At 27.6% G+C, this 14841-nt stretch carries 11 protein-coding genes; 9 read left to right on the forward strand and 2 right to left on the reverse strand.

What is annotated here, in order from left to right; genetic code table 11:
• Positions 1 to 49: 49 nt before the first annotated feature.
• Positions 50 to 427, forward strand: coding sequence for a hypothetical protein (locus tag L3B98_RS24060; RefSeq protein WP_077366575.1), 378 nt, complete (start codon positions 50 to 52; stop codon positions 425 to 427).
• A gap of 112 nt (positions 428 to 539) precedes the next feature.
• Here the strand turns inward: L3B98_RS24060 and L3B98_RS24065 are convergent, their stop codons facing one another.
• Together L3B98_RS24065 and L3B98_RS24070 are read right to left on the reverse strand one after the other, a co-directional pair.
• Positions 540 to 1139, reverse strand: coding sequence for a tyrosine-type recombinase/integrase (locus tag L3B98_RS24065; RefSeq protein WP_238918527.1), 600 nt, complete (start codon positions 1137 to 1139; stop codon positions 540 to 542).
• 152 nt (positions 1140 to 1291) lie between these two features.
• Positions 1292 to 2539 carry an HD domain-containing phosphohydrolase gene (locus L3B98_RS24070; RefSeq protein WP_238918528.1) on the reverse strand — a complete coding sequence of 416 codons (1248 nt, stop codon included), beginning with the start codon at positions 2537 to 2539 and terminating at the stop codon, positions 1292 to 1294.
• Positions 2540 to 3369: 830 nt separating this feature from the next.
• Here L3B98_RS24070 and L3B98_RS24075 point away from each other — a divergent pair.
• From L3B98_RS24075 to crcB, 8 genes are all read left to right on the forward strand, one after another.
• Complete coding sequence (locus L3B98_RS24075; protein ID WP_238918529.1) at positions 3370 to 5046, forward strand: GGDEF and EAL domain-containing protein; 1677 nt, start codon at positions 3370 to 3372, stop codon at positions 5044 to 5046.
• 620 nt (positions 5047 to 5666) lie between these two features.
• Entirely contained in the window at positions 5667 to 6863 is a 1197-nt protein-coding gene (locus L3B98_RS24080) for an HDOD domain-containing protein (RefSeq protein ID WP_238918530.1), read from the forward strand.
• A gap of 454 nt (positions 6864 to 7317) precedes the next feature.
• Complete coding sequence (locus L3B98_RS24085) at positions 7318 to 10758, forward strand: pyruvate carboxylase (protein WP_238918531.1); 3441 nt, start codon at positions 7318 to 7320, stop codon at positions 10756 to 10758.
• 228 nt (positions 10759 to 10986) lie between these two features.
• Complete coding sequence (locus tag L3B98_RS24090; protein WP_275298495.1) at positions 10987 to 12018, forward strand: AI-2E family transporter; 1032 nt, start codon at positions 10987 to 10989, stop codon at positions 12016 to 12018.
• A 218-nt stretch (positions 12019 to 12236) separates the two neighbouring features.
• Positions 12237 to 13112, forward strand: coding sequence for a response regulator (locus L3B98_RS24095; RefSeq protein WP_077366571.1), 876 nt, complete (start codon positions 12237 to 12239; stop codon positions 13110 to 13112).
• Entirely contained in the window at positions 13094 to 13561 is a 468-nt protein-coding gene (locus L3B98_RS24100; protein WP_015395665.1) for a chemotaxis protein CheX, read from the forward strand. Before L3B98_RS24095 ends, L3B98_RS24100 begins: the two co-directional genes overlap by 19 nt.
• 119 nt (positions 13562 to 13680) lie before the next feature.
• On the forward strand, positions 13681 to 14334 hold the full coding sequence (locus L3B98_RS24105) for a TIGR01906 family membrane protein (protein WP_077366570.1): 654 nt from the start codon (positions 13681 to 13683) through the stop codon (positions 14332 to 14334).
• 14 nt (positions 14335 to 14348) lie between these two features.
• Positions 14349 to 14726, forward strand: a complete 378-nt coding sequence (crcB, locus tag L3B98_RS24110; RefSeq protein WP_238918533.1) for a fluoride efflux transporter CrcB — start codon at positions 14349 to 14351, stop codon at positions 14724 to 14726.
• Positions 14727 to 14841 lie beyond the last annotated feature (115 nt).

The raw sequence follows: 14841 nt of genomic DNA on the forward strand, positions 1-14841 counted from the left end.
ATGAAATAATGTACAATTATCTTATATATATAAGAAAGGGGAAATAATAATGAAACATTCTAAAGCACTGTTAGTATCAGGGATATTGGGGGCCTTATACGCTATATATCTAATAAGCTACTTTAGTGGAGTTATGACAAAAGGTTCAGGGGATGCACAACAAATTGGGGGAGCAATAGCTACTGCTTTAGTTACTCCACATATGATATTGGTTGTATTGGCAGCAATTTTTAATTGGGTTGCATATTTCACTAATAAAAGAGGATTTGCATTAACAGGAGGGATACTATATTCTGTAGGTGGGGTAGTATTTATATTATATCTAGTATTTGTAATCCCATCATTGGTATTAAGTTTTGTTGGTTATGCAAAACTTAAAAAGATCAATGAAATTAATAGTCAAGCAATAAATAGTGTAACTCAATAAAATTTTAATTAATGAGGCCAGAAGTAATTTCTGGCTTATTTTTTGTTTATAAGTAAAATGAAAAATATATTACCTATTTAGAAATATTTACAGCAATGTATTGAAGTTGAAGTTACACCATTTCACTTTTTTCATTAAGTTTACTATACATTCTTTCTTGTTGCTTTGTGGTAAATTGAAAGTATATTTCAGTATTAGATATAGCTTTATGTCCTAACCACCACTGAAGTTCTTTTATATCCATATCTGATTCAGCTAAATGAACTGCAGTAGTATGTTTCAATGCATGAAAATGATGCTTGGTTTTGTCAGAAATATTAGCTAAAGAACAATATTTTTTCATCAAATAGTCAAGGGTTTGCCTTGAGATAGGCTTACTTTTTTGGCTTTTGAATAGAAAATCAGATTCATCAGTTATATTTGTTTCAAAAATATAGCTATCTAAAATTTGCTTGGTTTTTTGGTCTAATCTTATAGTGTTATTGCTACTTCCTTTTAGTCTTTTACAATAAAGTTCACCTTTAGAATTATTATAATTTTCGAATTTTAATAATGAAATTTCAGAAGCTCTTAAACCACATCTATAAGCAATTCTAAAAATAGCTAGATTTCTTGTTTTATGTGTATCGAAAGAGTTCTCTATTGAGTCGAAGAGTCTCGTTGCTTCGGATTGTGTTAAATATTTTATTCTTTCACTAGAATTATTTTTCAAAATTAACCTCCTTATGATAAAATTAGTCAATATATATTTTTTGAACTGTTTTATTGTAACATATAATTATTTTAAAACCAATTATTTTTGAAGAAAGTACATAATAATCATCTTAGAATAGGATATAGAAGGATAGTTATTTGATAAATAGTTTAGTCCCAATTAACACATAAAACTTTTTCAATAAAGGTTCTTGTAATATATGTATCAAATTGGCTGCCTGCATTTAGTTTTAGTTCATTTACGGCATCTTCAATATCTAAAGCATTTCTATATATGGTGTCAGTTGTCATCGAATGATAAGCCTCGGCAACATGTATAATTCTCGAAAAGAAAGGTATCTTATTGCCCTTTAATCCTTGTGGATAGCCAAGACCATCGACTCTTTCATGATGATATAATACATAGTTAGCTATATTTCTATATTCATTTAAATAGTTAAGTATTTTATATCCGATTTCAGAATGACGTTTTATTTCATTTAATTCAGACATAGTAAGTTGATTAGGTTTGGATAATATATCGCAATTAATTGCTATTTTACCGACATCATGAAATAAGCCTGCTAATTCAAGTTTTCTTATTTGATTTGTACTTAAACCTAATGCAATGCCTAATTTCTTGCAAAGTAAACTCACTTCTCTTCCATGAAAATGTTGGACTAAACTGCTATCATTTAAATTTGAAGTTAAATAGTTTAATAATTTAGATTCAAAAATATCTCTATTAAGAAGTTTTTGACTATACATAGAATTATCAGCTTTATTGCATATTTTATTTAATGTTTTATAAGAATTATATTTTGTTGCTGTGCCAAATGAAGCAGATAAAACACTTTTCTCAATGGGATTATTTTGTATGTAGTCGTTTATATTGTCTATGAGCTGTTTCGATTGTAGAGAATTTGTATTTGGAAGTACTATGTGAAACTCATCCCCTCCGATGCGAGCAATAACAGCTTCTTCTTTACAAAATATTTGCAGAATTTCACCAAATGTTTTTATAAGTTCATCCCCAGCCACATGACCAAATACATCATTTGTAAATTTCAACCCATTCACATCCGACACAATAATGGAAATTGGATAATTATTTTTGATATCCATGTGCTTTAAATTTTCTTCATAGAAGCGTCTGTTATAAAGTCCGGTTAATTCATCATGATAGCTTAAAAATAAACTTCTGTTTTCATTTTCTTTTAGTGTAGTGATATTAAGTGCAAAAGATGTTAATCCAACAATTGAATTCTTTTTTGATATTAATGGTGAGTAGTAACTTTGCCAATATAAATTTGAATATTTATTGATAGTAGTGAAACTCTCGCCATTAAAGATTTTATCAAAATCACTTTTAATACCTTCTTTATTAGTACCATTTTTAATAATATCAAATATATTCATACCAATTTTTATTTCCTCTTTGTATAAAAGAAAAATAAATTCTTTATAAATATTATTAAAAGCAATATAACGATAATTTTTGTCCAAAGAGAAAAACATGAGTTCCTGTGAACTTTCTAAAGCTGATTCGAGTAAGATATTTGAAGATTGTAACTCATTTTTTGATTTTAATAATTCTAGAATTCTTTTATTAATAAAAAAGTAACTTATTAATAAAGCTATGAATATAAATAGTGAATTGGTAATCATATTTACAGTTAAAGTTAGTGACTTATTGGAAAAGAAAAAGACCGTTATCATATAATAATATATAGGAAATATAATTAATGATAAAAAATATATATAAGTTATACTAAGGGCCAAACTATTGATATCTATTTTATTTCTAAAACGAAGTTTTTTTAGAGACGTCGAATAATATTCTAATATTTTGGTTACATCGAAGTTGAAAATTTTCATTAGATATGATTTATCCTCCTTTATGAAACTGACATTATTATATGATTTTACAAAAAGAATGACGTATTTTATGAAAATGATACAAAATAGTTATTTTGTATTGTTTCAGTATAGCATAAAATTGTATAAAATCCAAATATTATTAATTTAAGAATACTATTAGCTAATTATTTGCTCAGAATCTTATCATTTTTAATTTTTATCCAATAATAGACAGTTACAATTTTACATTTATTTAAAAATTATATATTTATATATACATTAATAGTACAAAATAACTATTTTGTACTATTAATACATATTGAGCGTTTTAATAGTGACGTATAAGCCTTTTGAATTAATATTTAATGAATATATAAGAGGTGTGTAATATGCATAATTTATACAACATAAAGAATGAAGAAATATTGAGTCGCGCTATTGAGGGAGGAGATTTTGGAGTTTTAGAATGGTGTATAAACAAGGGTGAAATGATAATTTATGAAAAAGTGCAAGAAATAGTTGGGTGTAAATTTGAAAATATTAGTAATATGTTTGAATTCATAGAAAGTATTGCATATGAAGAAGATAAAATATTAGCAATAGAAGAATTTAATAATTATATTAAAGGTTTGTCAACCTTATATAGAAGTATATTTCGAATTAAAACTCAAAATGGAGAAGTGAGATGGATTTTTATTAAGGGTAAAATAATTAAGGGTAAAGCTGAAACGTACGATTTATTTTCGGGAATAATAGTTAATGTCACGGAAGACAATGTATTTGAAGGATGCGATAGCTTAACTAAAATACCAAATAGGATCTTTTTTTTGAAAAAATTAAAATATTCAATAGAGAAAAATAAACATAATAATAAAAAAGGTGCATTAATACATATTAATATTGATAACTTTAAAACATTGAATTATAATCTGGGCAATGTTTTTGGAGATTGCGTTTTAAAGGTTTTTTCTCAAGCAATTAATGAGTTGGTTTCTGGAATTGGTGAATTAGGCAGATTAGGTGGAGATGACTTTGGTTTGATAATCCATCAATTTAATTACATAAAGGAAATAGAAGAAGTATGTAACAAAATTCATGAACGACTTAATGAACCATTTGAAATCAATGGAGATTCGATTTTTCTTACAGTGAGTTTAGGTATAGCGGTTTTTCCACATGATAGTTCAGAAATAGATGAATTATTAAAATTTTGTGATTTTGCGAGATATAAATCGAAACAAATTGGAAAAAATAAATGCTTCTTTTTTGATAAAAAAATATCAGAAGAGTATTTTAGAAGAGCCTTAATTGAAGTTGAACTAAAAAAATCAATAATAGATAAAGAATTATCTATTTGTTATCAACCACAAATAGATTCTTTAAATAATAGAATTATTGGAATTGAAGCACTTTTGCGATGGAAGAATAATAAACTTGGAAATGTTTCGCCAGATGAATTTATTCCAATTGCTGAAAGTAGTGGGTTTATAGTTCAGATAGGAAAATGGGTTTTTGATGAGGTGTTAAAGGATGTAAATGTTTGGCAAAACAGAGGGTACAAATTTAATACAATATCAATAAATGTATCTCCAATACAGATAAAAGAAAGTGATTTTATAGAAAAGGTATTGTCTGGATGCTTGAAAAATAACATTAAACCGTCAATTATTGAATTAGAAATAACAGAAGGAACTTTAATGCAAATTAGTAAAGAGAAGATAGAAGAATTAAAGGAACTTATGAATAATGGAATAAGTATTGCTTTAGATGATTTTGGAATTGGATATTCCTCGCTAAATTATTTAACTAAATTGCCAATTAGTACACTGAAAATAGATAAATCATTCGTTGATGATATTAAAAATGAGAGTAATCAGGCGGTGATTAGATGTATAATTGAATTATCTAAAACTCTAAAATATAAGATAATTACTGAAGGTGTGGAGACAAAGGAACAACTTAATTTACTAAAGGAATTAGGCTGTAATATTATTCAAGGTTACTATTTTAGTAAGCCTTTGCCACAAGATGAAATTGAGGATTTACTTAAATTATATGTTGTCTAAACAACATAGTTTTTACTTGATTAATAATATTAAAGGATTATTTTAAATATTGATTATGCGGGTTATACTAGAATGTCGCGAAAATATGTAAAAGTATTCAAAGTTGTTATGATACCATGTCTTGTATTCTTCTACGTAACATTTTTTACGAATAAATTCCATCATATATATATTTCAAAATTTGAATTTGTGAGCAATGGATATTATTAGAACTAATTATTCTGCTTATTCCATTTGAAGAAGAAATTTATTATAAACTTTTTGTTATACTTGAAGGTCTTGGAAGAGTTTCATAAATAGTAAGGAAAATTAAATGGCTTAAAAATAAATTATTAACAGAGTATGATATAAACTTATCTGATAGATTAAAAGAAGTGTGCTCAAAATATATTACTTTAAATATTGAAGATAATTAGCAGAGTTGAAAGATTATATAATCTATAATATTTTAAAAACTTTTATGGATTATATAGTTTTTTTTGGTTAGTGGATACTTTATATTAGAATTTGGCTAGAATCAAATGATAAAATTATAGTAAAAGTAATAGTGTTATAAATAAAGTGGTAAAATTATATAGAGTAATTATTAGAGAGAGGAATGGGGTTAGGTGGATATATTTGTGGCGAGACAGCCTATATTTGATAGGAATAAAGAAGTTATTGCATATGAACTATTATATAGAAATGGATGTGAAAATTTCTATAATGGTGTTAATGGAGATGAAGCAACACTAAGTGTTATAACGAACTCGTTCTATAATTTTGGTATTAAAAATATAGCAGATAATAAAAAAGCTTTTATAAATTTTACAGAAGAATTGCTCATAAAGGAAATACCAACACTACTTCCATGTGAACATGCAGTAGTAGAAATTTTAGAAGATATAGAACCAACTGATGAGGTATTGTTTGCCTGCAAAAAACTCAAAGATAAGGGATATACATTAGCACTAGATGATTTTATTTATGATGAACAATATATTAAATTTATAGAATTTGTGGATATAATAAAAGTAGATTTTAGAATTACAAAAGGATATGAAAGGAAAAAGATATTTGAATTATTAAAAATAAACAATAATATAAAGTTCTTAGCTGAAAAAGTTGAAAATAAAAACGAATATAGTGAAGCCTTAGAACTTGGATATACATATTTTCAAGGTTATTTCTTTAGTGAGCCAATAATATTATCAAGAAAAAGTATTCCAGCAATTGAAAGTACAGCCTTAAAAATTTTGAAATTAATAAATAAAGAAGAGTTTAATTTTAGTGACTTAGAAAAATTAATAATGAGAGATTTGGGAATATCATATAAGATAATGAAGTTAATTAACTCTTCAATTTATTATATAAGAAGTAAAGTAAGCTCAATACGACAAGCAATTACTTTTTTAGGAGAGAAAGAAATAATAAAATGGCTTTATGTTATCTTATTAAACGACCTAAAAGGAAATTGTGCAAGTGAATTATTGAAAATTTCATTACAAAGAGCAAAAGTATGTGAGTTCATATGTAATATGAGCAAATATAAAGAAAGAATTTTTTCAGCATATATGACAGGATTGTTTTCAGTAGCAGATGTTATTTTAAATTGTCCTATTAATATTATAGTTAATGATTTGTGCATAGTTGATGAAATTAAGAATGGTTTAATTAAAGAAGATGATCCTTTAAATAAAATGTTGAAATTAGCTATTAGCTATGAAAAAGGCCAATGGGAAAATGTTATGTATTATGCAAAAGAAATTGACATAGATGCCAGCAAAATGTCAGAAATATATATTGAAGCTGTAAAATGGGCAGATAATATATACTAAGATAAGCAATCTTTAATAAAAAAATACATATGTTAGCTGCAAAAATAAATTTATTATACGTATTAATTACGTCGCAATATATTGACTAAAATTTATATAAATGCAGAAAAATGAATTTATTAAAAAAAATAATTTCATAATTAATAAAATAAAACGACTCGTTGTTAAAATAAAATAATGTAAAAATTAATATAAAAGATAAATATTATGTATCATATGCGCTGAAATGTGATATAATCTATATATTGATTTTTTGAAGTGTAATTTTTATAATTACAATATTTTAGTTGTGAAAATTGCAATAATATTATACTTGAATATTTTCTTTAATAGAAATATTTTATTAGATATTTTAGTTAATAGTTCTATAATTAGCGTTTTCTATAATAATATACGTTTTTAAAGCAATTTAATTATAGAATTATAAATATATAACAAAGGAGTTGTATTTTAATTGGGGAAAAAATTTAAAAGAGTGTTAGTTGCTAATAGAGGCGAAATAGCAATAAGAATTTTCAGAGCATGTCATGAACTTGGCATAAGAACAGTGGCTATATATACTGAAGAAGATAAGTTCGCATTATTTAGAACTAAGGCTCATGAAGCATACCAAATAGGGAAAAACAAGGGGCCAGTTGAAGCTTATTTAAACATTGATGAGATTATAAGTCTTGCACTTAAAAAGCATGTAGATGCAATACATCCAGGGTATGGATTCTTATCAGAAAATCCTGAGTTTGCAAAAAGATGTGAAGAAGCTGGAATAGAATTTATAGGGCCAAAATCAGAAATGATGGATAAATTGGGGGATAAAATCAAATCAAAAATAGTAGCTAAAGAAGTTGGTGTGCCAGTAATACCAGGGGTAGAAAAACCTATATCTTCTGAAGAGGAAGCTTTTGAAATTGCTAAAATGTGCGGTTTTCCAGTAATGATTAAGGCTGCTGCTGGTGGTGGCGGTAGAGGTATGAGAATAGTAAGAGGTGAAGAAGAACTTCTTGCTGCTTTTAGAAATGCCAAAAATGAAGCAAAAAAAGCTTTTGGTAATGATGATATGTTTATTGAAAAATATATTGAAGGACCAAAGCATATTGAAATACAAGTATTGGGAGATAAATTCGGTAATATTGTTCATCTTTATGAAAGAGATTGTTCTATTCAAAGAAGACATCAAAAGGTTATCGAAATTGCTCCAGCATTATCTTTAACTCAAGAAAAACGAGAAGAAATCTGTGCTGATGCACTTAAAATAGCTAAGTCTGTAGGATATAGAAGTGCAGGAACTTTAGAATTCTTAGTTGACATGCATGGAAATCATTATTTTATTGAAATGAATCCAAGAATTCAAGTTGAACATACAATTACCGAAATGACTACAGGTATAGATATAGTTCAAAGTCAAATATTAATAGCAGAAGGATATGAGTTGGGTTCTAAGGAAGTAGGAATTTATTCTCAAGACGATATAAAACCAAGAGGATATGCAATTCAATGTAGAATAACTACAGAAGATCCTGCAAATAATTTCTCTCCAGATACAGGTAAAATAGATGTTTATAGAACTGGATCAGGATTTGGTATCAGACTTGATGGAGGAAATGGATATAGTGGTGCGATAATTAGTCCATATTATGATAGCTTACTTGTAAAGAGTACTGCATATGCAAGAACTTTTGATGATGCTGTAAGAAAATCTATTCGTGCAATCAAGGAATTAACAATCTCAGGAGTTAAGACTAATGTAGATTTCTTAATTAATGTACTAAATAATGAAAAGTTCAAAAAAGGTGAATGTGATACTAACTTCATAGCTGATAATCCTCAATTATTTGATATTACAGCAAGAAGTGACGAAGAATATAGAATTTTAAAATTCATTGGAGAAAAAGTTGTAAATGAAACTAAAGGAAAGAAAAGGGAATATGATGTGCCAGATATTCCAATTATAACTTCTTTGGATGGATTAAGTGGCACTAAGCAAATATTAGATGCACATGGGCCTGATGGTGTAGTTAAATGGATAAAGGATCAAAAGAAACTGCTTCTTACAGATACAACAATGAGAGATGCCCAACAATCCTTAATGGCGACTCGTGTTAGAACTCAAGATATGAAAAATATTGCAAAGGCAACAGCTGTTTATGGAAATGACTTATTTTCACTTGAAATGTGGGGAGGAGCTACTTTTGACACTGCTTATAGATTCTTAAAGGAATCTCCATGGAAGAGACTTGAATCTTTAAGAAAGAGAATTCCAAATGTTATGTTCCAAATGCTTATTCGAGGAGCAAATGCAGTGGGATATAAAAACTATCCAGATAATGTTATAAGAGAATTTATAAAAGAATCAGCAGAAAATGGAATAGATGTATTTAGAATTTTTGATTCACTTAACTGGTTAAAGGGGATAGAAGTATCTTTAGATGAAGTTCTAAAATGTAATAAGGTGGCAGAAGTTGCATTATGTTATACTGGTGATATTTTAGATGAGACTAGAGATAAATATAGCTTAAAATATTATGTAGATAAAGCTAAAGAAATCGAAAAAATGGGAGCACATATCCTTGCTATAAAAGATATGTCAGCATTACTTAAACCTTATGCAGCTAAAAAGCTTATAACTGCATTAAAGGATGAGATTTCAATTCCTATTCATCTTCATACTCATGATACCACTGGTAATGGTGTTGCCACAGTATTAATGGCAGCAGATGCTGGTGTTGATATTGTTGATACAACTTTTAATAGTATGTCAGGACTTACAAGTCAGCCTGCATTAAACTCAATTGTTGCAGCTCTTGGAAATACAGATAGAGATACAGGTATTGATTTAAGTGGTATTCAAAAATTATCTGATTACTGGGATACAGTAAGACCTGTATATAGTCAATTTGAATCAGATTTAAAATCAGGAAGTGCTGAAATTTATAAATTTGAGATTCCTGGTGGTCAATACTCAAACTTAAAACCACAAGTTGAAAGCTTTGGACTTGGACATAGATTTAATGATGTAAAACACATGTACAAAAAGGTAAATGATATGCTTGGAGATATAATCAAGGTTACTCCATCATCAAAAATGGTTGGGGATATGGCAATTTTCATGGTTAAAAATGATTTAACTCCTGAAAATATTCTTGAAAAAGCTAAAAATATGGCATTCCCAGATTCTATAGTATCATACTTCAAAGGTATGATGGGTCAGCCAGAAGGAGGATTCCCTAAGGAATTACAGGCACTTGTATTGAAGGGAGAAGAACCTATAACTGTTAGACCTGGAGAATTATTACCATCAGAAGATTTTGATAAGATTGGAACATATTTAAAGGATAAATATAAATTTACTCCATGTATGAAGGACATAATAAGTTATGCATTATATCCAGATGTATTTGAAACATATATTAAGTCTATATTAGAATATGGTGACGTAAGTCGTATGGGTAGTGACGTATTCTTCCATGGACTTGCTGAAGGAGAAACTAGTGAAATTGAAATTGCTGAAGGTAAAACAATGATTATTCAATTAGTTGAAATAGGCAAGTTAGATGAAGAAGGAAATAGAGCTTTGGATTTTGAAATTAATGGAAATAGAAGAGAAATCAAGATAAAAGATAAAACTGAAAGAATTATAAACCATACAGGTGTAGACAATTCATCTAAAATGGCTGATCCTGATAATAAATTAGAGATTGGAGCAAGTATTCCTGGAACTATAATAAAAGTTCTTGTAAAAGAAGGAGATAGTGTAAAGGAAGGTGACAGTTTACTTGTAATAGAAGCAATGAAGATGGAAACAAATATTGTTGCATCTGGTACAGGAACAATTGAAGCGATATTTGCAGAAGAAGGAAAACAAGTTAAGACAGGTGAACTGCTAGTTAAAATTAAATAATTTAAGTAGTTAAGGTTAAGGCTGGCTAAAAGTTAGGTGATTGAAATATTGAATTTTGATTAGATGATAATACTTTTGGGCAGCCTTTAATTTAAGGTTAATTTTATTTACATGGAAAAGTAAAACTGATAGTATAAAGATAGGTGTATTTTTAGAATTTATTGGAGAATTATAGAGATTAATAAGATTTAATATAAGTTATAAGGAGTAGTAATAATGCCAAGTATGATGCAGATTGTGAGAAGCAGGGGATTTAAAAGGTTTATATCTATACTATTAATATTCTTATTTTTATATGCAATGAAAAGTATGATTAGTTTGATACTCTTAACATTTGTATTCTCATTCCTAATTAATAGTGTTTCTAAGTATTTCATACATAAACTTGAGGATAAAATAAGAATAAATTATAAATTGATGATAATGACAGTATCTTTGGTGGTAACAGCTATGTTGTTTATAGTGATTATAGACTTTTTACCATTAGTTGTTCATGAATTTAGGCAAGTGGTTAAGCAAGTAACTCAGATATATAATGCTCCACAGAGTAATCCGATTTTTGAACTTGTAAGACAGAGATTGGATAAAGTTTATGGAACGATTTTTTCTACAGAAGGTATAAGCTATATTGCAGTTTATATAACTAATATAGGAAGAGTAGGATTTAATATTATAATTGCATTAATTTTAAGTATTTTTTTACTTTTAGAGAAGCAAGTTGTTAGTGAATTTACATCAAAATTTAAACAAAGTAAAATAGGTTGGTTTTTTGATGAAGTAGAGTTCTTTGGAAGAAAATTTGTTTCATCTTTCGGAAAAGTTATTGAGGTTCAGATTGTAATAGCCACAATTAATGGAATTCTTTCAGCTATAGGTCTATCAATAATCGGGTTCCCACATTTGCTTGGATTTGGAGTTATGGTAATGTTACTTGGACTTATTCCTGTAGCAGGAGTTATTATATCATTAGTACCTCTAAGCATAGTTGCTTTTAATAATGGAGGATTAATACAAGTAGTATATGTGCTTGTTATGATTGCATTGCTTCATGCTTTTGAGGCTTATATATTAAATCCAAAGTTAATGTCTTCAAAAACAAAGCTTCCAATATTCTATACTTTAAGTATTCTTTTGGTTTCAGAACATTTAGGCGGAGTTTTAGGGTTAGTTATAGGGATTCCAGTTTTTATGTTTATCTTGGATATTATCGAAGTGCCTTATGGAAACAAAAATAAAGAAAGTGAAGACATAAATACATAGAGAGTACTATTTATGCTAAAAAAACGATAAATTTTTTAAATTTGTTGAGTATTGTTAATGTTTAAAATATAATAATATTAAGGGGTTAATTCACAAAAAGTATACTTATTGGTTCTTGTCGAAGTGCTTTGGAATTCAAGGTACATAAATATATAAATAATATATTAAGATTAAGTGAATTAATTATAAATATAAGAGTAAAAGGGCAGGTGTAATTTATGAAAAAAGTGAATATTATGATAGTTGATGACTCACCTTTTCAAATTGCTTTATTGAGGGATTTGTTGACTGAAAGCGGATTTAATGTTGTTGGTGAGGCAAGTTCTTTAGAAGAAGTTATTGAAGTGGCAAAGGAAACAAAACCAGATTTAGTTACTATGGATATGACTATTCCTGGAACTGATGGATTTGAATGTACAAGAGAAATACATAAGATAAATCCTAATACTAAGGTTATAATTGTTAGTTCTATGATGGATGATGAAATAGTAAAGAAAGCTAAAAAGACACATGTATCTGGATATGCTCAAAAGCCAGTTGATGCAGAAGAATTAACACTATTAATCAATAGAGTTATGGGAGATGAAGAGTTATTTTCAGAAGTTGAAAAATTATATTCTCCTATGTTTAAACAAGCTGTATTGGATATATTCAATAGACTTACTAAAACAATACCAGAAATAGTTAATGAAAGTAATGAAAATGTAGAAAAAACTAGTGAAGGTATTTCTATAGTTATGGGAGTTATAGGCAAATACTCAGGTAGAACTATTTTTGATATGTCATTTGATACTGCACAGAATATAGCAAAGGTATTGCTTAAGAGGGAACCTAAAAACAATGAAGAAATGCTTAATGTTATGTCTGAAATAGTTAATATGATTGCAGGAAATGCATGTTCAATGATGAATAAAAAGAATAAAGTTTTTGGATTAAGAGTTGCTCCTCCAACAACATTTCATGGAGAATCAATTAATATATCAAAAGCAGAATTAGATATTACATATTCAGCTGATGTAAAAACTCAATTTGGAGATTTATCAATAAGTGTAGGATTTGGAAGAGGTGAAGGGGAATGGATGTCAATTATTTAAATCCAATAATAAGTTCTTTTATTAATGTAATGCCACAGCTGGGATTGCCAGCAGTAGAGAAAAAAGGAGTAAGTCTTAAGGGTAGATTTATAGAAAGCCCAGGAGTTGTTATTATAGTTGGTATTATTGGTGATATTAAAGGTAATGTAATCTATGGATTGTCATTAGAGGATGCAAAGAAAATTGCATCAGCAATGATGATGGGAATGCCTGTAAATGATTTTGATGAATTAGCTCAAAGTGCTATTTCAGAACTTACAAATATGTTAACGGCAAATGTTGCAACTAATTTTTCACAAGATAATATTATAATAAATATTTCTACACCAACTCTTGTTCATGGAAAATTCACTGCAAATGCGAGCTCTGATAAAGTTGTTTGTGTTACTATGGGAGTTGGAGATATGACTGTTGAAGTTAATATTTCTATGGAGAAAAATACAATATAATATATTGGCAAGTTACATAAAACCATTTATAATTTTATAATTATAAGTGGTTTTATTTCAGAATTTTATTAAAGGGGTGATTTAATATTAATAAGGTCTTTCTAGAAGTTATAAGAAGAATATCGAAATTATTTATTCATATATTTTATGCAATTTCAATTATTTCCATTGCTGTTTTGTTAGTTTTAAATATAACAAGTATATATAACTATGCAATATATAAATATGACCTAATCAAATATACTGGTTTATCAGCAGAAATTTTAATGGAAAATTACAAAAGAACAATAGATTATGTTCAGAATCCATTTATAAAAGAACTAACATATAATAGTGTGCCTATGAGCAGTTTTGGAAAAATTCATTTTTATGAAGTAAAAAGAATATTTATAGCCTTATATGTTTTTAGTATAGTTTTTATAATTGCAATGATTATACATATAATAAGAAATAGAAATAATAAATTAGCCGAAAAGCTTATAAAAAGTTTAAATAGTAGCGTAAATATAATGGCAGTGATCTTTGTATCTGTTTTTGCAGGGGCTGTAACGGATTTTTCTAAAGCTTTCTATTTATTTCATAAGTTATTTTTCAGAAATGACTATTGGATTTTTGATCCTAAAATTGATCCAATAATAAATGCATTACCTGAAGAATTATTTGAGATGGAATTTATGTTAATAATAGGAGTATTAATTATTTTTACGATAATCATTAAAATATTGAATTACAAATTAAAGAAGAGAAAAAGCGGGTTTATTTTTAAAAGATAAATGGAGGTGACGATTTGCAAAAAATTATATTTGTTGGAATAGGTGGCGGGATTGGCGCTGTAATTAGATATTTAATTACGATTCAATCAACTAAGATGATAAACTCTGATTTTCCATTAGGTACATTGATAGTGAATGTAGTTGGGGGATTTCTCATTGGGATGATAGTGGAATTAAGTGTATCTACAGATTTAATATCTCCAGAATTAAAGTTATTTTTAACTACAGGAGTTATGGGTGGACTTACTACCTTTTCAACATTTAGTCTTGAAACGATTAACCTAATAAGCAGTGGAAGATATTTTTTTGGAATTGCTAATATTTTTCTTAATCTATCTTTAAGTTTAGGTGGGGTTATGTTAGCGAAATCATTATGTAAACTTTTTGGTTAATAATCCTTGTCATAAATATATGAGAGTGATAAAATTGCCAAGAATTTAAGAATTTAAGAATTTAAGAATTTAAGAATTTAAGAATTTAAGAATTTAAGAATTTAAGAATTTAAGA

This window comes from Clostridium sp. YIM B02555 (assembly GCF_022320955.1).
GTDB lineage: Bacteria > Bacillota > Clostridia > Clostridiales > Clostridiaceae > Clostridium > Clostridium saccharoperbutylacetonicum.